The organism is Vibrio sp. LaRot3 (assembly GCF_027587025.1).
GTDB lineage: Bacteria > Pseudomonadota > Gammaproteobacteria > Enterobacterales > Vibrionaceae > Vibrio.
The window spans coordinates 1,377,506-1,398,618 of record NZ_JAPPTI010000001.1 but is presented as its reverse complement, the minus strand read 5'-3'; the positions used below and the strand labels follow the sequence as shown (position 1 = coordinate 1,398,618).

Below are 21,113 nucleotides of genomic sequence, written 5' to 3'. Positions count from 1 at the left end.
ATGATCGTTTGGAGTATCGCAAACCAGAAAGGTGGGGTGGGTAAAACCACAACCACCATTACGTTGGCTGGTTTGTTAAGCAAGCAAGGTAAGCGAGTGTTGTTAGTGGATACGGATCCACATGGCTCGCTGACCACTTATCTGGGGTATGACTCAGATAATGTGCCTTCTAGCTTGTTTGATTTGTTCCAACTGAAAGAATTTAGTGAGCACACGGTAATGCCTTTGGTGATGGATAGTGATATCGAAGGCATTGATATTATCCCTGCTCATATGTCATTGGCGACGTTAGACCGCGTAATGGGTAACCGCAGCGGTATGGGGTTAATCCTCAAACGAGCGCTGATGGCGATTAAAGACAATTACGATTATGTATTAATTGATTGTCCGCCGATTTTAGGTGTGATGATGGTTAATGCTCTTGCTGCAAGTGATCGCATTTTGATTCCAGTACAAACGGAGTTTCTTGCGATGAAAGGCTTAGAGCGAATGGTTAGAACGTTGGCGATTATGCAAAAGTCGCGCAACAAGCCATTTAAAGTAACCATTGTGCCGACCATGTACGATAAACGTACTAGAGCTTCGCTGCAAACGTTGCAGCAGCTGAAAAAAGATTACCCAAATCAAGTGTGGTCTTCTGCGGTGCCAATTGATACAAAATTTAGGGATGCGAGCTTAAAGCATCTTCCGGTTTCACATTTTGCATCAGGTAGCCGCGGAGTGTTCGCTTACAAACAATTGCTAGTTCATTTAGAGAGGCTAGCAATTGATGAGTGATAGCAATCTGATTTCAAGCGAGCAAGCGCTGGATGATTATTTCACATCTCTGCTTAGTGAAGATGATGAGCTAAAAGAGCTTGTTACTCCGGATGATGAAGAGATAATCACTGCAGAGCCAGAGCCAGAGCCAGAGCCAGAGCCAGAGCCAGAGCCAGAGCCAGAGCCAGAGCCAGAGCCAGAGCCAGAGCCAGAGCCAGAGCCAGAGCCAGAGCCAGAGCCAGAGCCAGCGATCTCTGGACCAGAGATTCACGTTAATGGTTTTGAGCTTCAGCCTAAGGCGCAAGAGTGGAGTGAAGATAACTTCTACCACCCAACGACGACCGAGATTGAAGTTCCCAATTTAGAAGATGTTGAGCGACTGCTGCAACAGCTTGAATCTTCAAACCCTGTCGATGATTTGCATCTCGATGAGGTTATGGAGCAGAATACGGTTCAGATAGCTCAAGAAGTGGCGCAGCAAACCATAGAAGAAGAAATTCAAGAATGGGATGTTGAAGTCCTCGCTGAGCCAGAGATTGTCGAGCCAAGTATCGACATTGAGCCTCCTGTTGTCGAAGTTGCTCCTGCTGAGCCTGAGTTAGCGCCAGTAGTAGAGTCGACAATCGAAGTCGAGCAGGTTGAACAAGTCGAAACCGCTGTTGAGTTAGAAACTCAAGCGGGTGGTCATTTAGGTGTTACGTGGGAATCTACGCAGCGCGACCAAGATTTCCAAGTACTGTATTTTGATGTGAATGGTGTAACATTCGCCGTTCCCCTCGATGAACTTGGTGGGATTCACCAGATAGCAGAGTTAAGCCATTTAATTGGTCGTCCAGACTGGTATTTAGGGCTTCAAACTAGCCGAGAAGCTCAACTTGATGTGGTGGACACAGCAAGATGGGTAATGGCCGATAAGCTAACGGATGAATCTTACAAAGAAGAATACCAATACATCGTGATGTTAGGCGAAAGCATGTGGGGGTTAGCTTCTACTCAACTAATGGGTACGGAACTGCTCAATACTGATATGGTTCGCTGGCGTGAAACAGCAGGCAAACGACCGTGGCTTGCTGGCATGGTGAAAGAAAAAATGTGCGCTTTGATCCATGTTGAAGCATTGATCACTATGCTAAATGCTGGACTTGATGTAAAAGCATTAGATAAATAGAAAAGTACGCCTAATAAGGCTTAGAGAGGTTAAGGTATGTCTCAAACTAACGAAGTAGAAATGAGAAAAGATCAGTCTAACGACGAAGTGCTTCAGTGGGTGACGTTCCAGTTAGAAGAAGAAACGTACGGCATTAACGTAATGCAAGTACGTGAAGTTCTACGCTACACAGAAATCGCTCCTGTACCAGGTGCGCCGGACTACGTTCTGGGTATCATCAACCTACGTGGTAACGTTGTGACTGTTATTGATACACGTTCACGTTTTGGTTTGATGGAAGGTGAGATCACAGATAATACTCGTATCATCGTGATTGAATCTGAGCATCAAGTCATCGGTATCCTAGTAGATAGCGTTGCTGAAGTAGTTTACCTACGTTCTTCTGAAATCGACACAACGCCAAGCGTTGGTACGGATGAAAGTGCTAAGTTCATTCAAGGTGTTAGCAACCGTGACGGTAAGCTGCTTATCTTGGTTGACCTTAACAAGCTTCTTACTGATGAAGAATGGGATGAGATGGCTCACCTATAATGGACATCAGCCAGCTGACTAGTACTCCGGTGATTGCCGGAGTCGTTGCGTTTTTCGTACTTGTGATATTGCTGAGCTTATTTAGGCTTAAGCGTTCACAACGTATCGCGGCGGATCAAGCAAGGCAGCAGCATCGCAATTTGGATCGAGAGTTACAAAAGGCGAATAAGCAGCTACTAGAAGTAAGATCGGTCGTTGTCGGACTTGGGCAAAAAGTCAGTGAACAGCAAGACATCATTCATCACTTACTTGAGCGAATTAAAGACCTTGAGCAAGCGGATGGAGATGGGCGTCTTTATTCCAGAGCGACTAAGATGGTTCAGCTAGGTGCAGACCTGAATGAACTGATCGAAGAGTGTGAGCTGCCTAAAGCAGAAGCTGAGCTAATGATGTCGTTGCAGAATAAGTTAGCTGGGCGGGAAAAAATCCCTCCACTCGGTAGCAGTCCGGATAAAAGACGCGCAGCGGCGCAACGGAACGTGAAGAAAAAATAAAGAAAGGATGCCACAAGGCATCCTTTTTTATTGGCGAATTTTCACAAGTCTATTTATGAATAATTTAATTAGGTATGTAGCCATTTAGTGGTAAATACTACTAAATGTGATTGGTTATTAATGGATTCTTACGTAGTTTCGTGACTCGTAAAGGTCTATTGCTATGTTGTCAAAAAGTGGCTGTGGTAAGATAAACCCATACTTTTCCTGTTGTGACTATAAATGTTAGAAGTAAAACAACTGACAGCTATCAGAGATGAAAGAGTTTTGTTTGCGGCTCTGTCTTTTACTATAGATAGCGGTGAATTAGTACAGATCGAAGGCCGAAATGGCACAGGGAAAACAACGTTACTGCGTATCGTTGCGGGCTTAGGTGATCGTGATGAGGGTGAGGTGTATTGGAACGGTGAAACCATCGAATCCAATCGGGATGACTATCATCAAGATTTGCTGTTTTTAGGCCATCAAACGGGTGTGAAGCGCGAGCTTACTGCCTACGAAAACGTGCGTTTTTATCTTTCTATTCATTCTAAGCAATCCGTTGATAAACAAAAGATCTTTGATGCCCTAACTAAGGTTGGCCTGGCAGGTCGTGAAGATGTGCCTGTGGCGCAGTTGTCAGCAGGGCAACAACGCCGAGTCGCGCTTGCGCGTTTATGGCTGAGCGATCATAAGCTATGGATTCTTGACGAGCCATTGACTGCTATCGATAAACAGGGCGTAAAGGTTTTAGAAGCACTGTTTCTGCAGCATGCAGAAAATGGAGGCATTGTGGTTTTGACCACTCACCAAGATATGTTTGCCGATAACCCAAAACTTAGAAAAATAAAATTAGGTGGTTAATCGTGGTATCCGCAATGAATAGCATTATTCGTCGAGAACTCTTGATTGCGTTTCGTCGACAAGCTGACATTTTTAACCCGCTGTGGTTCTTCATCATTGTGATCACGCTTTTCCCGTTGAGCATAGGACCAGAGCCAAATTTACTCGCGCGTATCGCTGCGGGCATTGTTTGGGTTGCGGCGCTACTTTCAGCACTGCTTTCTTTGGAGCGATTGTTCCGTGATGACTTTCAAGATGGTGCACTAGAGCAGATGATGTTGATGCCAGTGCCACTCTCAGTGGTAGTGATTTCAAAAGTCATCGCGCATTGGTTGCTAACAGGGCTGCCACTGATTTTGATTAGCCCATTGTTGGCCATTTTATTGTCGCTAGATTTCAACACATGGTTAGCAGTTGTTCTAACCTTGTTAGTAGGTACTCCTACATTAAGCTTTATTGGTGCGATAGGTGTGGCATTAACGGTTGGGTTGCAAAAAGGTGGTGTCTTACTGAGTTTGCTCATACTACCTTTATATATTCCAATTCTAATTTTTGCTACGTCTGCGATTAATGCTGCCTCTCTGGGTATGGGTTATACCGGACAGCTAGCAGTGTTAGGGGCAATGTTTATGGGAGCATTAACCTTAACGCCTTTTGCAATTAGCGCTGCACTGCGAGTAAGTGTGAATTAATTGTTTTCGATCAAGCACGAAAATTTCCCAATATATAAATTACAAAACTAATAATTATTACGTGGCATTTTTGTGCTGCGTTGCACAATAAATCGAAGTAAAGAGCGAGTTAAAACATGTGGAAATGGCTCCATCCTTATGCAAAGCCTGAATCCGCTTACCAACTGTGTGGTAAGTTACTGCCTTGGTTTTCCATCTTAGCCTTACTGTGTCTATCAGTAGGTACAGTCTGGGGACTAGCTTTCGCACCTTCTGACTACCAGCAAGGTGACAGTTTCCGAATCATCTATATCCATGTTCCGTCGGCTATTTGGTCGATGGGTGTTTACATGTCGATGGCAATTGCAGCCTTTATCGGTTTAGTGTGGCAAGTTCGTCTGTCTGATATGGCGGCATTGGCGATGGCACCTATTGGTGCTGTGTTTACGTTTATCGCGCTTCTTACTGGTGCGGTATGGGGTAAGCCAATGTGGGGAACATGGTGGGTATGGGATGCTCGTCTGACTTCAGAGCTCATTCTGCTATTTTTATACCTTGGTGTTATCGCTCTTTATCACGCGTTTGACGATCAAAAAACCGCAGCAAAAGCGGCAGGTATTCTTGCGATCGTTGGTGTGGTTAACTTGCCAATTATTCACTTCTCAGTGGAGTGGTGGAATACCTTGCACCAAGGCGCAACAATCACCAAATTTGATAAACCTTCGATCTCCAATGATATGCTTTGGCCTTTGTTACTTAACATTTTTGGCTTCGCATTCTTCTTTGGTGCTCTAACCATGGTTCGTTTACGTAACGAGATTATAAGCAAAGAAAGTCATCGTCCTTGGGTGGTTGAGCTTTCTGCTCGTTTAACTCAGAGAGGTAATTAATCATGCATTTTGAATCTTTGAGTGATTTCTTAGCCATGGGTGGCTACGCAGGTTATGTATGGAGCGCTTTCGGTATCACTTTTTTTGTCATGATTGCGTTGCTTGTAAGCAGCGTACGCCGTCATAAAACACTGCTTAAAGATGTACAGGCAAAAGTAGAGCGTCAAGCTCGCATCGATGCCGCTAAGAATCTGGAGAACACACTATGAACCCAAGACGTAAAAAGAGGCTTACCGTTGTTCTGGCGATCTTTATTGGTATCGCATCTACGATTGGCCTGATGCTTTACGCCCTAAATCAAAATATGGATTTGTTCTATACGCCAACTGAGCTTGTGCAAGGTAAACCTGATGGCACAAAACCACATGTTGGTCAGCGTTTGCGTATTGGCGGTATGGTGGTTGAAGGTTCAGTAAAACGTGACAGTGAATCACTGCGCGTTTCTTTTGAACTGCATGATGTTGGTCCTAAAGTGACCATCGTGTATGACGGCATTTTGCCAGACTTGTTTCGTGAGGGGCAGGGCATTGTCGCACAAGGCGTATTGCTTAATGAGACAACAGTTGAAGCTTTTGAAGTGTTGGCGAAGCACGATGAAGAGTATATGCCGCCAGAAGTAGCTGAAGCGATGCAGAAATCTCATCAACCACTAGACTACACAGAACAACAAAAACAAGGAAGCGGTCAATGATTGCTGAAATTGGTCACTTTGCGCTGATCGTTTCGCTTGCGATGGCAGTGTTGCTGAGCATACTGCCATTAGTGGGTGCGTCGCGAAACAATACCATGTTAATGAATACTGCAAGGCCACTGTCTTGGGGTATGTTTATTCTCCTTTCTATCTCATTTGGTGTACTGCTTTGGGCGTTTTATACCAATGATTTCACGTTAAGCTATGTAGCGAATAACTCAAATAGCCAGTTACCTTGGTATTACCGTTTAACGGCAGTATGGGGTGCGCACGAAGGCTCTTTGCTTCTATGGGTGTTGATTCAAGCAGCATGGACAGTTGCGGTTGCTTCGTTTAGTCGTGGTATGCCACAAGAATCGGTAGCACGTGTGCTGGCGGTGATGGGTATGATTACCGTTGGTTTCTTGCTGTTTATCATCGTAACTTCAAACCCATTCTTGCGTACGTTGCCTTTCTTCCCGGTTGATGGTCGAGATTTGAACCCACTACTACAAGACCCGGGTTTGATCATTCACCCACCAATGCTTTACATGGGCTATGTTGGCTTTTCAGTCGCTTTCTCGTTTGCGATTGCATCGCTGATGACCGGCCGTCTTGATACTGCATGGGCACGTTGGTCTCGTCCTTGGACAACTGCGGCTTGGCTATTCCTTACACTGGGTATCGCACTAGGTTCTTGGTGGGCATACTATGAGCTCGGTTGGGGCGGCTGGTGGTTCTGGGATCCAGTAGAGAACGCGTCATTTATGCCTTGGCTTGCCGGCACTGCGCTGATGCACTCGCTCGCGGTAACCGAAAAACGCGGTACGTTTAAAGCTTGGACTGTACTGCTTGCGATTTCTGCTTTCTCATTAAGCTTGCTGGGTACTTTCCTTGTTCGTTCTGGCATTTTGGTTTCTGTACACGCGTTTGCGTCAGATCCATCGCGCGGTATGTTCATCTTAGGCTTCTTAGTGTTTGTTATTGGTGGCTCTTTGTTGTTGTTTGCTGTCAAAGGTGCCTCAGTGCGTGTACGTGGCAATTTCGATTTAGTTTCGCGCGAGAACGCGCTACTAGCAAACAATGTTCTCCTAATTACAGCTTTAATGGTTGTGTTAGTGGGTACGTTGTTGCCATTGGTGCATAAGCAGATTGGTTTGGGTTCCGTATCGATTGGTACGCCTTTCTTTGACATGCTGTTTGCATGGCTGATGATCCCGTTTTCGTTCCTGTTAGGTATTGGTCCTTTGGTTCGTTGGAAGCGCGACAACTTATCGAGCCTTGCTAAACCGATGCTTGTTTCCGGTGTGGCTTCACTTGTTTTAGCTTGGGGATTCAACTCGCTATTTGCAGACCAGTTCCTCATGATGGCTTATATCGGTTGGGTAATGGCAATGTGGATCATTTTGATGCATGGCTATGAAATGTATCAACGCGCCACTCACCGCCATAGCTTCATGGTGGGTATCACCAAACTGCAGCGTAGCCACTGGGCGATGATTCTAGGTCATTTAGGTTTAGCTGTGACCGTAATTGGTATCGCGATGGTACAGAACTACAGTATCGAACGTGATGTGCGATTAGCGCCGGGTGATAACTTCCAATTGCAAGGCTATAACTTCTACTTCTCTGGTGTGCGTGATAGCGATGGGCCTAACTATGATGGCTACATTGCGGACTTTGATATTACGTTGAATGGCAAAGCCATTAATACTTTGCATGCGGAGAAACGTTTCTATCAGACGGCACGTTCAATGATGACCGAAGCGGCAATTGACCGCAGCATCACTCGTGACCTATATGTTGCGATGGGCGACCGTTTAGACGACAACAAATCATGGGCAGTGCGTATTTATTACAAACCGTTCGTAAACTGGATTTGGGCTGGCTCATTCATTATGTCGCTAGGCGGTGCTTTAGCAATTAGCGATAGACGTTACCGTTTCAGAAAGAAAGCCACTAAGCAGGAGGCGTAAATGAACAAGAAACTACTATTTATTCCACTTGTCGCGTTTATGGCTTTGGTCATGGTGTTTATTACTCAGCTTGTGAAAAACGCCGAAGGTGATGACCCAACCAAACTGGAATCGGTGTTGGTCGGTAAAAACGTTCCAGAGTTTCGTTTAGAAGATTTAGCCGAGCCTGGTAAGTTGTACGACCAAGGCATCTTTAAAGGTGAGCCACTGCTACTTAATGTATGGGCAACATGGTGTCCAACTTGTTACGCAGAGCACCAATACCTCAATGAGCTTGCGGGTCAGGGCGTCAAAATAATTGGCCTTAACTACAAAGATCAGCGTGATAAAGCGGTAGGTTGGTTGAATGATTTGGGTAACCCATACCTAATCAGCTTATTTGATGGTGATGGCATGCTAGGTCTTGATCTTGGTGTATATGGTGCGCCGGAAACGTTCTTAATTGATGGTAATGGTGTGATTCGCTATCGCCACGTAGGCGATGTTAATCCGCGTAATTGGGCAGAGAAGCTACAACCTATGTATCAACAAATGGTTGAGGAGGCGAAATAATGAAAAAATGGATTTTCGCATTCCTCATCGCTTGCTCTTTTTCAATGGTGGCTCATGCCACTATTGAAGTGTATGAGTTTGAAAACCTTGAGCAGGAACAGCAGTTTAAAGAGTTAGGCAATACGTTACGCTGCCCGAAATGTCAGAATAACACCATTGCTGACTCAAATGCTGAGCTTGCCCAAGACCTGCGTCAGAAAGTGTATGAAATGACTAAGCAGGGCAAAGACAAAGACGAAATCGTTGATTACATGATTGCTCGCTACGGTAATTTCGTGACGTATAACCCGCCATTTACATGGGCAACCTCCATCTTATGGCTTGGTCCTATTTCCGTTCTTCTGATTGGTTTCGGTTTTATTGTTGTTCGTAGCCGAAAAGGCAAACAACAAGCTGAAACGGTCACAGAAGAGTGGGACCAAGACAAAGAGCAACGTTTAAAAGCGCTGCTTGGTGAAGACAATGATGGAGACAAACAATAATGACACTATTTTGGATTGCCTCGATCATCCTAATCGTTTTAAGCGGCCTGTTGATCGCTTGGCCGCTGATTAAGAACAAGGCAAACAATGATCAAGCGCTGCGTGATGAACTCAACAAAGCGTTCTACAAAGACAGATTGTCTGAGCTTGAAGAAGAGACAAACGAAGGTCTAGTAGAAGACCAGCATGAGCTCATCGCCGACTTAAAACAGTCTTTGCTTGATGATATTCCAGCGGATGATGCACAAGTAGAAACATCAAAGACGAATCCAATGTTAGTGCTAGTGCCGTCAATGCTGCTTTTAATGGGCTTATCTTACGGTATGTACTACAAATTCGGTGCCGCCGAAGATGTGATGCAATGGCAACAAGTAAGTTCTAACCTTGGTGCGTTATCTAAAAAGCTCTCTTCTCCTGAAGCGACCTCGCTGACAGAAGATGAGATGCAAGACTTAACACTTGCCCTGCGTACCCAGCTTTACTATAACCCAGAAGAAGCAGAAGGCTGGTTGTTACTGGGTCGTATTGCTTTAGCCAATCGAGATGTGACAACCGCGACAGGCGCAATGAGTAAAGCGTATGATTTAGAGGGCGATAACCCAGATGTCATGCTTGGTTACGCACAAGCGTTGATGTTGTCTCAAGAGCCAACTGATCAAGATAAAGCGCGTAAGCTGCTGGCAAAACTGATTCAACATGATTACGTCGATTTGCGCGTGTTCTCTTTGTTGGCCTTTGATGCCTACGAGCGTAAAGACTTTAATGCGGCAGTTCGCTATTGGAGCATCATGCAACAAATGATTGGCCCGAAAGATGAGCGCTTTGAAATGCTGTCACGCAGTATTGAAAATGCGCAGCGTCAGATGGGCGTTGCACCAAACAGCGGCAAAACCGTATCAGTATCTATTGACCTTGCGCCAAACGTTCAAGCTGAACCAAATGCAGCATTGATAGTATCCGTACACAATGCGGATGGTTCTCCTGTCCCGGTTGCTGCTGCGCGTTATCCGCTTGGCACTTTCCCAAGAACAGTAGTACTGGATGACGGTAACAGCATGATGCAAGGTCAAAAACTATCGCAACTTGAGAACTATATGGTTCGCGTTCGAATCGATAATGATGGCAATGTTGCGACAAAAGATGGCGACTGGTTTGGTGAAAGCCAAGCAACAGAAATGGGTCAATCTGTTTCAGTTATGGTTGAGAAACAGTATTAATAACACTCATTTATGAGTAAACTAGGCTAGAGTATAACTCTAGCCTTTTTTATGGATATATCAATGAAGTGCAAACTAAGGTACGGACTTTCCTTGCTGACCTTTCTGTTATTATCTGGTTGTGCAAGTGCCCCTGAAGAGCAAGGTTATGATGCGGGTGTTAATGACCCGTTTGAAGGTTTTAACCGCTCCATGTGGGCGATCAATTACGACTATCTAGATCCTTATATAGTCCGTCCGGTGTCTTTGACTTACGTAAATTATACGCCTCGTCCCGTGCGTATCGGTATATCTAATGTACTGAGTAACTTAGATGAGCCTTCGAGTATGGTTAACAACCTTTTGATGGGTAATGGTGGCAAGGCTTTTGATCACTTCAACCGGTTTTGGATTAACAGTACATTCGGTTTATTAGGCTTGATTGATATCGCGTCAGATGCAGGCATTACTGATCACAATGATAAAGCGCTTGGCGATGCAGCAGGTCATTATGGGGTAGGCAATGGCCCTTACGTCATGGTGCCAGGTTATGGCCCATGGACAGCAAGAGAAAGTTTGGATTTTGTTGATGGTATGTATGTGCCGCTCTCTTATTTGAACTTTTGGGCTGGCTTAGGTAAGTGGGCATTAGAGGGAATGGAGTCACGCGCAGCGTTGGTGACTCAAGAATCTTTGTTAGAAAATTCTCCTGATCCATACGCATTAACCCGAGACATTTATTTGCAACACCAAGACTTCAAAGCTGAACTAGATACCGAACAAATAGATGAAGCAGAAGAAGAGTACTTGGACGAATATTTAGAAGATTTCTAATTGATGAATCTTTAAATAGTAAGACCGATAAAGGCTTGGATTATCCAAGCCTTTTTGTTTTGTTAAAGCCAGAAAGTTAAACAAAATCTTCCCTAGAACCTTGGGGCAATTACCACTATAATTTGTCGCCGATAAAGTCAGCGCAGCATCGCACTGGCAGATAACCAACTTGGAGTATTTCATGTCCACTCATACACCGGTAATTACCGTCGATGGGCCAAGTGGTGCTGGTAAAGGCACGCTTTGTATGCAGCTAGCAGATAAGCTATGTTTTCATTTACTTGACTCAGGTGCTATCTATCGAGTGCTTGCTTTGGCTGCGATTCATCACGGAGTGGATCTGGATTCTGAAGACTCGTTGGTTGCATTGGCGACTCACCTAGATGTTCAATTCATCGCTGAAGGTGAGTTGGTTAAGGTTATTTTAGAAGGTGAAGATGTATCGGGTGAGCTACGTAAAGAGCAAACCGGTATGGCTGCATCGAAAGTGGCTGCTTTACCGCGAGTTCGTGAAGCGCTACTTCGTCGTCAACGTGCTTTTGCTGATGGCGCTGGCCTTGTGGCTGACGGCCGCGATATGGGTACGGTTGTCTTCCCACAAGCGGAAGTAAAAATCTTCCTAGATGCGAGCGCAGAAGAGCGTGCGCATAGACGCCTTAAACAGTTGCAAGGCAAAGGGTTAGATGTTAAATTTGACGACCTTTTGAGCGAGATCCAAGAGCGAGACGATCGAGATCGTAATCGCCCAGTGGCGCCACTACGCCCTGCAGAGGATGCGCTTGTGCTTGATTCTACGTCGATGGGTATCGACGAAGTTGTCAAAAAAGCACTACAATATATTGAATCTAAACTGACTGCGTAATTTACGCGGGCAGGTGAGAACGTCGGTCGCAAGGATGATGACTGGCGAATTTAACAACCCCATGAGGTAGGATACCCGTGGACGTTTATTTATTGAAGATTAAATAATGACTGAATCTTTTGCTCAACTCTTTGAAGAGTTTCTAAACGAAACAGAATTCCAACAAGGCAGCATCGTTAAAGGTACTGTAGTAGCTATCGAGAACGGTTTCGTTCTTGTTGACGCTGGTCTTAAGTCTGAATCTGCTATCCCTGCTGAACAGTTCAAGAACGCTGCTGGCGAACTTGAAGTTGAAGTTGGCGCTGAAGTAGACGTAGCTCTAGACGCTGTTGAAGATGGTTTCGGTGAAACTCAACTTTCTCGTGAGAAAGCTAAGCGTCACGAAGCTTGGATCGTTCTTGAGAAAGCTTGCGAAGAAGCTGAAACTGTTGTTGGTATCATCAACGGTAAAGTTAAAGGCGGTTTCACTGTTGAACTAAACGGTATCCGTGCTTTCCTTCCAGGTTCTCTAGTAGACGTTCGCCCAATCCGCGACACTGCTCACCTAGAAAACAAAGAGCTAGAGTTCAAAGTTATCAAACTTGACCAGAAGCGTAACAACGTAGTTGTTTCTCGTCGCGCAGTTATCGAATCTGAAAACAGCGTTGAGCGTGATGAACTTCTTGAAAACCTACAAGAAGGTGCAGAAGTTAAAGGTATCGTTAAGAACCTTACTGACTACGGTGCGTTCGTTGATCTTGGTGGTGTTGACGGTCTTCTACACATCACTGACATGGCTTGGAAGCGTGTTAAGCACCCATCTGAGATCGTTAACGTTGGTGACGAGATCCTAGTTAAAGTTCTTAAGTTCGACCGTGAGCGTACTCGCGTATCACTAGGTCTTAAGCAGCTAGGCGAAGATCCATGGGTAGCAATCGCTAAGCGTTACCCAGAAGGTCACAAACTATCTGGTCGCGTAACTAACCTAACTGACTACGGCTGCTTCGTTGAAATCGAAGAAGGCGTTGAAGGTCTAGTTCACGTTTCTGAAATGGATTGGACTAACAAGAACATCCACCCATCTAAAGTTGTTAATGTTGGCGACGAAGTTGAGGTTATGGTTCTTGAGATTGACGAAGAACGTCGTCGTATCTCTCTAGGTCTAAAACAGTGTAAAGCTAACCCATGGCAGTCATTCGCTGAAGCGCAAGCTAAAGGCGACAAAGTTACTGGTAAGATCAAGTCTATCACTGACTTCGGTATCTTCATCGGTCTAGAAGGCGGCATCGACGGTCTAGTTCACCTATCTGACATTTCTTGGAATGTTGCTGGCGAAGAAGCTGTACGTGAGTACAAGAAAGGCGACGAGATCTCTGCAGTTGTTCTAGCAGTAGATGCTGAGCGTGAGCGCATCTCTCTAGGCGTTAAGCAAATGGAAAACGACCCATTCAACGCTTACGTTTCTGAGAAGAAGAAAGGTGTTCTTGTAACTGGTACTGTTACTGCAGTAGACGCTAAAGGCGCAACTGTTGAGCTAGAAGAAGGCGTGGAAGGTTACATCCGTGTATCTGAAATCGCTCGTGACCGTGTAGAAGATGCATCTCTAATCCTAAGCGCTGGTGACAGTGTTGAAGCTAAGTTCACAGGTGTAGACCGTAAGAACCGCGTAATCAACCTATCTATCAAAGCTAAAGATGAAGCTGAAGAGCAAGAAGCAATGGCTTCACTGAACAAAGCAGACGATGCTTCATTCGGTAACGCTATGGCAGACGCTTTCAAAGCAGCTAAAGGCGAATAATTTAATTCCCCTATAGCAAAAAGGAGCCGCAAGGCTCCTTTTTTATTGGAAAGCATATAAATCAGAGACCTAGTTAAAAACTAGGCTGAAACGTGTGGATTAATACCAATTTGTGCAACGCCGCGTAAATTAACCTAGTTTAACATGCACACATTGCTCAAATTTTGTCTAGAATTGATAGCAAGTGTTTGTTGGAATTGGTATTACTTACTATAATAACTGGTAAATTACTCTACGAGGGCAACTATGACTAAGTCTGAATTGATTGAAAGACTCTGTGCTGAGCAAACCCATCTTTCAGCGAAAGAGATCGAAGATGCCGTGAAGGATATTCTTGAGCACATGGCAACGACGCTTGAGAGCGGCGACCGAATTGAAATTCGTGGTTTTGGCAGCTTCTCACTTCACTACCGTGAGCCACGTGTCGGTCGTAACCCTAAAACGGGTGAAAAAGTTGAGCTTGACGGCAAACACGTCCCTCACTTTAAACCAGGTAAAGAATTACGTGAGCGTGTGAACGTTATTAACTAATCGGTTTACTTATTATAAAAGGCGGTGTGCGATTTCGTACACCGCCTTTTTCATAGAGCGTATTGCTTACCCACAGTGTCATCTTTTGATCATGTAGCATAACTACATCTCGAAGCTTCTGCTTTGTATTAAAGATTACGAACGGCTGCAAAAAGCCTCACGAAAGGTCAATACGCCCTAAGATAACCATGGAGTGTTCCGTGGTTTTACTGCATAATCTTACCGGTAGATTTTCAAATAGGTAACGGACTATGAAAATTATAAAAATCGTTGTTATTTTGGCTTTATTTCTGATTGCTCTCGCACTTGGCGCTCAAAACCAAGCAATAGTGAATTTTAATTACCTCCTTGCACAAGGTGACTTTCATCTGTCTACATTATTGGGCAGCGTTTTCGTTACAGGTTTCGTTATCGCATGGGCGATTTTTGGCACCCTTCATTTGAAATCTAAGTTACAGGTTCGCAAGCTACAGAAACAACTTGGTAAGCTTGCACCAGCCTCAACCGAGGTAGAAGAATCAAAAGCATAAGAGATAGGTAGGCTTTTTACTCGATGCTAGAAATACTGTTCTTGTTGTTGCCGATCGCCGCCGCTTACGGGTGGTATATGGGTAATCGCAGTGCCCAGCAAGACAAGCAGAAACACTCCAACCAGATCTCTCGTCAGTACGTGACGGGTCTGAACCTGCTATTGTCAGATCAATCTGACAAGGCGGTTGATCACTTTATCGAACTTTTGCAGGTCGATACTGACACCATTGATACTCACTTGGCGTTGGGTAACCTTTTCCGATCTCGCGGCGAAGTGGATCGCGCGATTCGTATTCACCAAAATTTAATCTCTCGTTCGGGTTTAACCATCGATCAAAAAAACATCGCCTTGCAGCAGCTTGCGAAAGACTACATGGCATCAGGTTTTTTAGATCGTGCTGAAAAGATTTTTGAACAGCTGGTAGAAGAGCCAGAACACCGCGAGGCAGCATTACAGCAGTTGGTTGCGATATACCAGCAAACTCGCGAATGGAATAAGGCCACTCATTACGCTTCTTTGCTGGTGAAGATGGGGCGTAAGCGTATGCGCACCAGTATTGCTCATTTCTATTGTGAGATGGCAATGCAAGAACAAGCAGATGGTGAGCGTAACAAAGCTATTGGGCACTTTAAGCGAGCTTTGGTCGAAGACCAAAAGTGTGTTCGTGCCAGTATTGCCCTTGGGCGTCTTTTCCTTGAGAGCGAGGATTACGCTCAGACCATTAAATACATGACGATGGTACTTGACCAAGACATCGACTTCATTAGTGAAGTGTTACCTACGTTAGCGGATTGCTATCACCACTTGGGGCAAGAAGATGAGTTACTTGAGTTTTTGCGTCAATGTATCGCTAGCAAGGCAGGTGTGTCAGCGGAGCTGATGTTAGCTCAGTTGGTTGCCCAACATGAAGGTTCAGCGCACGCTCAAGAGCTATTGACTCGACAGTTAGTCAAAAATCCAACCATGAAAGGCTTCTTCCGTTTGATGGATTACCATTTGATGGAAGCGGAAGAAGGTCGCGCGAAGAACAGTTTGGCGACGCTGCAGAAATTGGTTGGTGAACAATTAAAAGTGAAACCACATTATCGTTGTCGTAAATGTGGTTTCTCGACCCACTCAATGTATTGGCACTGTCCTTCATGCAAAGGGTGGGGAACGATCAAGCCAATCCGCGGATTGGATGGTGAGTAATTTAATGCAGCTGGCAGAGTTTCTGTCCGCTGCTTTTTTTTAGCCTTTTATTTAACAAGAACTAAAAATCGTTAGGAGATGAAATGATCGACCAAAAAGTTATTGTCGCACTGGATTATGATAACCAAGCAGATGCGCTTGCCTTCGTAGACAGAATTGATCCTACGTCATGCCGCCTAAAAGTAGGCAAAGAGATGTTTACACTGTTTGGTCCTAATTTCGTTAAAGAGCTGCATAAACGTGGCTTCTCAGTATTCCTAGACTTAAAATTCCACGATATTCCAAATACTTGTTCAAAAGCGGTACGTGCTGCGGCTGAGCTAGGGGTATGGATGGTCAACGTTCACGCTAGTGGTGGTGAGCGCATGATGACTGCCTCACGTGAAATTCTAGAGCCGTATGGCAAAGATCGCCCACTGCTTATTGGTGTTACTGTATTAACCAGTATGGAGCAAAGTGACTTAGCGGGTATCGGTCTTGATATTGCGCCAAAAGACCAAGTGATTCGTTTAGCATCACTGACTAAGAACTCAGGCTTAGATGGTGTGGTATGTTCTGCTCATGAAGCTTCTATGCTTAACACAGAGCTTGGTAAAGAGTTCAAGCTAATTACTCCAGGGATTCGTCCTGCTGGCTCAGAACAAGGTGACCAGCGCCGTATTATGACACCGGTAGAAGCGATTCAAGCGGGCTCAGATTATTTGGTCATTGGTCGTCCGATCACTCAAGCGGCAAACCCTGCGGAAGTATTGGCTCAAATTAACGCGACGTTAGCGTAAGCATCTGAGTAAATAGAGTAAAAAGGCCAACATATCGTTGGCCTTTATTCGTTTAGGATAGCGGTATTAAGCTGAAGTAGGTATTCCGCTGTGGAATTTGAAGTCACTATCCGGTGATGAGATAAGCTCCGCTTCTAACTGACCCAAAAACGCCACACGATCAGAAATATCTTTGCCTGCGATTTCTTCCGCTAATATCAAGTAGTCTTGATAATGGCGAGCTTCTGAACGAAGAAGAGAGATGTAGAACTTAGCTATATCTTCATCCATGTGCGGCGCTAACTTGGCAAAGCGCTCACAAGAGCGGGCTTCAATATAAGCACCAATAATCAGTTTATCGATCAGTGTCTGAGGTTCGTGAGTAGCCATTTCAGCTAATAAGCCTTTGGCATAACGACTAGCCGTTACTGGCTCATACGCAATGCCTCGTTGCTCCATTATTTCAAGCACTTGATAAAAATGGTGCAATTCTTCTTTGATCAGCAATACCATCTTATCAATTAAATCTTGGCTATAAGGTGAGTTAGACTTAGCCATGATCGCCTTAGAGATATTGCTTTTTCCCTTCAACGTTTCAAGTGAGCCTGTTTTACGATAAGCGAAATCTTCATAAGGTTTAAACCAGTCTAATAGGCTATGTGCACTCTGTTTATCCACCGCATACTTGCGAATGAGGTACATCGCTGATTGGCCTGCCTTTAACTCACACAATAAGTGATCAATTAAGACGGTTTTCAGATTTTCTGGTTTAGCGGCTTCCGATACCCACTCATCGGGCGTTGGGCATTGAAGGAACTGATTAATAGGAGCGAGCAGCTCTTGATATTGTTCTAGTTGTTTCATGTGACTTTACAAATTTATATAAAAAAGGCCGCGATAGCGGCCTTGGTCATTTGCTGCGGTAAGTATATTACCACTTTTTCTTTTCGCCAAAGAGCGCATCCATATCATCGTTGCGTTCTTTTTCAGCAGATAATTGAGCTTCTTCTGAGTTTTTGTTTTGGCGACGTTGCTCAAGGTCATCGTACATGGCTTGTAGTTTTTCACGCGCCTGTGCTGAGTAAGCGTCATTCTTAGTACTCAATACATCTAAGCCTTTGCGCAATAGCTGAACTGCAGTGCCTGGCTGCCCGCGCACAATGGCATCGTTAGAACGTTTGATTACGTTTTCGATGTTGATACGAACTTGAATCGTTTCTAAACGTGCATTCTCAGCAACATAGGCTTGAGTTTCGAAACGACCTTTGTTGTGTTCGTTGCGAATCGTGTCACGCAGACGCTTAACCAGCTTCAGCATAACAATCGCTTGTTTATCGCTGCTTGGCACTTTAAATGCTGCCGTTTCGCCGCTCTGATTGCTGTTTTTTAGCTGTTCAATTTGCTGCTTTACGTGTTCTACGCGCTGCTCTAATTGTTTGTTTTTAGGATCAAGCTCATGCATATTTTGCACAGCATCTAAAATACGGTTATTCAGACAAAGCAATAGGTCTTTACTAAACGGCATATGATGCGCATGACCGATAAGCTCTTCAGTCGCATCAATAATAGCAATGTAACGAGCGCTTTCTTGTTTTTTGGCAGTGGCGATTTTCGCGTTGTACTGCAGCATAATGTTGTAGCCAAGAACTAATACCAACAAAATGGCAACTAAAGCGATGATTAACCCAATATTCATAAATTCCGTATCTTATGTTTATGATGGCTAGCCGATAAGCATACACGATTCTGTACACCTAAAGCACTATATTCTCCATCATTTATTCCAACATCCTGCCTATTATTACTTGTTGCTGATTTGATTAATATTGAAAAGCTGAAATTAGACCAGAAACTGGGCTTTCCATTGCAAAAATCGCTTTTATAAATCTTATCTTTATCGAGATATCTGTCTATTTTGTCAATTTGACTGTTAATTTGATCAAAGAGACGTTATAACTAAAACTTATAAACTATGTGAGCGAGCTGCTAGTTGAACAGTTCAACTGTGGGGCTTGGTTATATCCATTGAGTCCGTCGATAAGGGATTACGAGGTCGAGAATGAAGTTACAGCAACTGAAGTACATTGTTGAGGTAGTCAACCATAACTTAAATGTCTCTGCTACCGCAGAAAGTCTTTATACCTCACAACCGGGTATCAGTAAGCAAGTTCGTTTGTTGGAAGATGAGCTGGGTATTCAAATCTTTGAGCGTAGTGGTAAACACTTAACTCAAGTGACGAATGCTGGTGAAGATATTATCCGCATCTCACAAGAGATTTTAGCTCGCGTAGAAAGTATTAAAGCGGTAGCGGGTGAGCACACTCATCCTGAAATGGGTACGCTGAACATTTCAACAACACATACTCAAGCTCGTTACGCACTGCCAGATGTGATTAAAGGATTTACCGCGCGTTACCCGAAGGTTTCGCTGCACATGCACCAAGGTACGCCAAGCCAAATGTCTGAAGCGATTGCTAAAGGAACAGCAAATTTTGCGATTGCGACAGAAGCGCTGCACCTTTATCAAGATGCGATCATGCTGCCTTGTTATCACTGGAATCGTTCGATTGTTGTGCCGAAAGACCACGCTTTGGCTCAGAAAAAGCATATCACCATTGAAGATTTAGCCAGTTTCCCACTGGTGACTTACGTGTTCGGTTTTACCGGACGCTCAGAGCTCGATACTGCATTCAACAAAGTGGGCTTAACCCCTCGTGTGGTGTTCACCGCGACCGATGCTGATGTAATCAAAACTTATGTGCGTATGGGCATTGGTGTAGGCGTCATTGCCAGCATGGCGATTGATAAAGAGCAAGATAGCGATCTAGTTGCCATTGATGCGAGCCATATCTTTGGTGCAAGCACAACCAGTATTGGCTTCCGCCGAGGCACTTTCTTGCGTTCGTACATGTTCGATTTTATGGAGCGATTCGCTCCGCACCTTACTCGCCCAGTAGTTGAACAGGCGCTTTCGCTTAAATCGAACGTTGAAATTGAAGAGATGTTTAAAGACATCGATTTACCGGTGCGTTAAGTCAAACGTCAGCACTATTCAAACTCTCTGCTTCCCTCTAGAATAAGGGGTACCAACGGTCTATGACACCGAATACCCCTAGAGGGAAGCATGCAACACCTTTTCCAATCCATCGATTCTTTTCTGCTTGAGCATCAAGCTTATTGGCGTTTTGAGCCTTTTTTTTCCAGTCACGGTTCTCAGCTGCCATGGCAAGAATTGCATCCAGAGCTCTGTCACTGGTTAGAAAGCTTATCTGAGCAGCAAATTGAACACTATAAGCAGGATTTTGCTTCGTTAGTGGACGAGCTTGCGCCTTTTTTTCCCGATCTAAAAGTGCACATAGAACAGCTTGTTGTTCCTTCACTACCTAATCATGGTCTCGAACTAGCGCGCGGCGTGGAGTCAGGTGTTCCGGGCAGAAAGCTCACCCAGATTGTTTCTATGGGGGAGGCTGCCCTAGCAAGTCATCATGGTCGAGAATGGCTTGAATGGTGCTCTGGTAAGGGTTTTTTAGGCCGTATTCTCGCAAGCCAAAGTGGCGAGAAAGTGACGAGTTTTGAGTATCAGCAAGCGCTGTGCGAGTCAGGCCAACATGAAGCGGATAAACAGCATCTGCCAATGCAATTTGTACAGGGAGATGCTTTTAATGAGTCTGCTGTGAAGGTTTTTAATGCTAATCAACACGCAGTGGCTCTGCATGCTTGCGGTGATCTTCATGTGACGCTGCTTAAACATGGGGTGAGCCATCACTTACCTGCGATGTCTATATCGCCATGTTGTTATCACTTAATCCAGAATGACCATTATCAAGCGATGTCTGATCAAGCAAGACAATCTCAACTTTCTCTTACCCAGCAAGAGCTTCGTATTCCATTGCAAGAGTTGGTGACTGGTGGAGAGCGAGTAAGGCGTCATCGATTTTTGGAAATGAGTTATCGACTGGGTTTGGATCTATTGCTTCGTGAACAGCTTGGTTATCAAGAGTATGTGTCGGTTCCAAGTATTAAAAAATCGCAGTTAGCAGAAGGTTTTCAAGCGTTTTGCCAATGGGCGGCGGATAAGAAGCAAATTTGTTTGCCTGAGGTCGAATTTGACCACTATTGGCAATTAGGCCAAAAGCGCTATTGGAAAATGGAACGCTTGAGCTTAGTACAACAGATGTTCAAGCGAGGCTTGGAAATGTGGTTGGTATTGGATAAAGCGCTGTTTCTACAACAACATAATTACCATGTCACGATTAATGAGTTTTGCTCGCGTGAGACGACACCACGCAACCTACTTATCAGTGCTCATCTTTAAGACGAACCCTATGTCAAATGTCGCTGGCTGAGATTCAAGGCTAGCGACAAACTCAACCTCTCCTTTTGTTGAATTGATGTTAAATCTTGCTTTCAATTTGTT

At 44.6% G+C, this 21,113-nt stretch carries 24 protein-coding genes; 22 read left to right on the top strand and 2 right to left on the bottom strand.

The window, feature by feature from the left end; translation table 11 throughout:
• The 20 genes from OH461_RS06380 (at window position 1) to pyrF (ending at window position 16,717) form a co-directional block, all read left to right on the top strand.
• A complete protein-coding gene (locus tag OH461_RS06380) occupies window positions 1-777 on the top strand; it encodes a ParA family protein (protein WP_270019754.1) in 777 nt (258 codons plus the stop codon).
• The gene (locus OH461_RS06375; RefSeq protein WP_270019753.1) at window positions 770-1,927 is read left to right on the top strand and encodes a chemotaxis protein CheW; all 1,158 of its coding nucleotides are present in this window, start codon (window positions 770-772) and stop codon (window positions 1,925-1,927) included. Before OH461_RS06380 ends, OH461_RS06375 begins: the two co-directional genes overlap by 8 nt.
• A gap of 36 nt (window positions 1,928-1,963) precedes the next feature.
• Complete coding sequence (locus OH461_RS06370) at window positions 1,964-2,458, top strand: chemotaxis protein CheW (RefSeq protein ID WP_260259441.1); 495 nt, start codon at window positions 1,964-1,966, stop codon at window positions 2,456-2,458.
• Window positions 2,458-2,952: a DUF2802 domain-containing protein gene (locus OH461_RS06365; RefSeq protein ID WP_270019752.1), complete on the top strand. Its 495-nt coding sequence runs from the start codon at window positions 2,458-2,460 to the stop codon at window positions 2,950-2,952. Before OH461_RS06370 ends, OH461_RS06365 begins: the two co-directional genes overlap by 1 nt.
• Before the next feature lie 222 nt (window positions 2,953-3,174).
• Window positions 3,175-3,795: a cytochrome c biogenesis heme-transporting ATPase CcmA gene (gene ccmA, locus OH461_RS06360; protein ID WP_270019751.1), complete on the top strand. Its 621-nt coding sequence runs from the start codon at window positions 3,175-3,177 to the stop codon at window positions 3,793-3,795.
• Between the two features lie 2 nt (window positions 3,796-3,797).
• Window positions 3,798-4,466, top strand: coding sequence for a heme exporter protein CcmB (ccmB, locus tag OH461_RS06355; protein WP_270019750.1), 669 nt, complete (start codon window positions 3,798-3,800; stop codon window positions 4,464-4,466).
• 116 nt (window positions 4,467-4,582) lie between these two features.
• Window positions 4,583-5,335 (top strand): heme ABC transporter permease, encoded by a 753-nt coding sequence (locus OH461_RS06350; protein ID WP_270019749.1) that lies wholly within the window; start codon window positions 4,583-4,585, stop codon window positions 5,333-5,335.
• Window positions 5,336-5,337: 2 nt separating this feature from the next.
• Entirely contained in the window at window positions 5,338-5,544 is a 207-nt protein-coding gene (ccmD, locus tag OH461_RS06345; protein ID WP_270019748.1) for a heme exporter protein CcmD, read from the top strand.
• Window positions 5,541-6,026: a cytochrome c maturation protein CcmE gene (gene ccmE / locus OH461_RS06340; protein WP_270019747.1), complete on the top strand. Its 486-nt coding sequence runs from the start codon at window positions 5,541-5,543 to the stop codon at window positions 6,024-6,026. The genes ccmD and ccmE overlap by 4 nt, the downstream gene beginning before the upstream one ends.
• Window positions 6,023-7,981, top strand: coding sequence for a heme lyase CcmF/NrfE family subunit (locus OH461_RS06335; protein ID WP_270019746.1), 1,959 nt, complete (start codon window positions 6,023-6,025; stop codon window positions 7,979-7,981). Before ccmE ends, OH461_RS06335 begins: the two co-directional genes overlap by 4 nt.
• Window positions 7,982-8,533, top strand: coding sequence for a DsbE family thiol:disulfide interchange protein (locus OH461_RS06330; RefSeq protein WP_270019745.1), 552 nt, complete (start codon window positions 7,982-7,984; stop codon window positions 8,531-8,533).
• Complete coding sequence (locus OH461_RS06325) at window positions 8,533-9,015, top strand: cytochrome c-type biogenesis protein (protein ID WP_270019744.1); 483 nt, start codon at window positions 8,533-8,535, stop codon at window positions 9,013-9,015. Before OH461_RS06330 ends, OH461_RS06325 begins: the two co-directional genes overlap by 1 nt.
• A complete protein-coding gene (gene ccmI, locus OH461_RS06320) occupies window positions 9,015-10,232 on the top strand; it encodes a c-type cytochrome biogenesis protein CcmI (protein WP_270019743.1) in 1,218 nt (405 codons plus the stop codon). The genes OH461_RS06325 and ccmI overlap by 1 nt, the downstream gene beginning before the upstream one ends.
• A 63-nt stretch (window positions 10,233-10,295) precedes the next feature.
• Window positions 10,296-11,045: an MlaA family lipoprotein gene (locus OH461_RS06315; RefSeq protein ID WP_270019742.1), complete on the top strand. Its 750-nt coding sequence runs from the start codon at window positions 10,296-10,298 to the stop codon at window positions 11,043-11,045.
• A 181-nt stretch (window positions 11,046-11,226) separates the two neighbouring features.
• Window positions 11,227-11,907, top strand: a complete 681-nt coding sequence (gene cmk / locus OH461_RS06310; RefSeq protein WP_270019741.1) for a (d)CMP kinase — start codon at window positions 11,227-11,229, stop codon at window positions 11,905-11,907.
• Window positions 11,908-12,013: 106 nt separating this feature from the next.
• Window positions 12,014-13,684 carry a 30S ribosomal protein S1 gene (rpsA, locus tag OH461_RS06305; protein ID WP_260259424.1) on the top strand — a complete coding sequence of 557 codons (1,671 nt, stop codon included), beginning with the start codon at window positions 12,014-12,016 and terminating at the stop codon, window positions 13,682-13,684.
• A gap of 246 nt (window positions 13,685-13,930) precedes the next feature.
• On the top strand, window positions 13,931-14,215 hold the full coding sequence (gene ihfB, locus OH461_RS06300; protein WP_333482214.1) for an integration host factor subunit beta: 285 nt from the start codon (window positions 13,931-13,933) through the stop codon (window positions 14,213-14,215).
• A 251-nt stretch (window positions 14,216-14,466) separates the two neighbouring features.
• Window positions 14,467-14,745 carry a LapA family protein gene (locus OH461_RS06295; protein WP_270019740.1) on the top strand — a complete coding sequence of 93 codons (279 nt, stop codon included), beginning with the start codon at window positions 14,467-14,469 and terminating at the stop codon, window positions 14,743-14,745.
• 23 nt (window positions 14,746-14,768) lie between these two features.
• Window positions 14,769-15,938, top strand: a complete 1,170-nt coding sequence (lapB, locus tag OH461_RS06290) for a lipopolysaccharide assembly protein LapB (RefSeq protein ID WP_270019739.1) — start codon at window positions 14,769-14,771, stop codon at window positions 15,936-15,938.
• An 83-nt stretch (window positions 15,939-16,021) separates the two neighbouring features.
• Window positions 16,022-16,717, top strand: coding sequence for an orotidine-5'-phosphate decarboxylase (gene pyrF / locus OH461_RS06285; protein ID WP_270019738.1), 696 nt, complete (start codon window positions 16,022-16,024; stop codon window positions 16,715-16,717).
• A 66-nt stretch (window positions 16,718-16,783) separates the two neighbouring features.
• Here pyrF and miaE read toward each other — a convergent pair whose 3' ends face one another.
• Together miaE and OH461_RS06275 are read right to left on the bottom strand one after the other, a co-directional pair.
• Window positions 16,784-17,560, bottom strand: a complete 777-nt coding sequence (gene miaE / locus OH461_RS06280; RefSeq protein WP_270019737.1) for a tRNA isopentenyl-2-thiomethyl-A-37 hydroxylase MiaE — start codon at window positions 17,558-17,560, stop codon at window positions 16,784-16,786.
• A 67-nt stretch (window positions 17,561-17,627) separates the two neighbouring features.
• Window positions 17,628-18,392: a DNA repair protein gene (locus OH461_RS06275; RefSeq protein ID WP_270019736.1), complete on the bottom strand. Its 765-nt coding sequence runs from the start codon at window positions 18,390-18,392 to the stop codon at window positions 17,628-17,630.
• A 363-nt stretch (window positions 18,393-18,755) separates the two neighbouring features.
• Between OH461_RS06275 and cysB the strand changes: the two genes are divergently transcribed.
• Window positions 18,756-19,730, top strand: a complete 975-nt coding sequence (gene cysB, locus OH461_RS06270) for an HTH-type transcriptional regulator CysB (RefSeq protein WP_270019735.1) — start codon at window positions 18,756-18,758, stop codon at window positions 19,728-19,730.
• 90 nt (window positions 19,731-19,820) lie between these two features.
• Window positions 19,821-21,011, top strand: a complete 1,191-nt coding sequence (locus OH461_RS06265) for a methyltransferase (RefSeq protein WP_270019734.1) — start codon at window positions 19,821-19,823, stop codon at window positions 21,009-21,011.
• The last annotated feature ends 102 nt before the right edge of the window (window positions 21,012-21,113 follow it).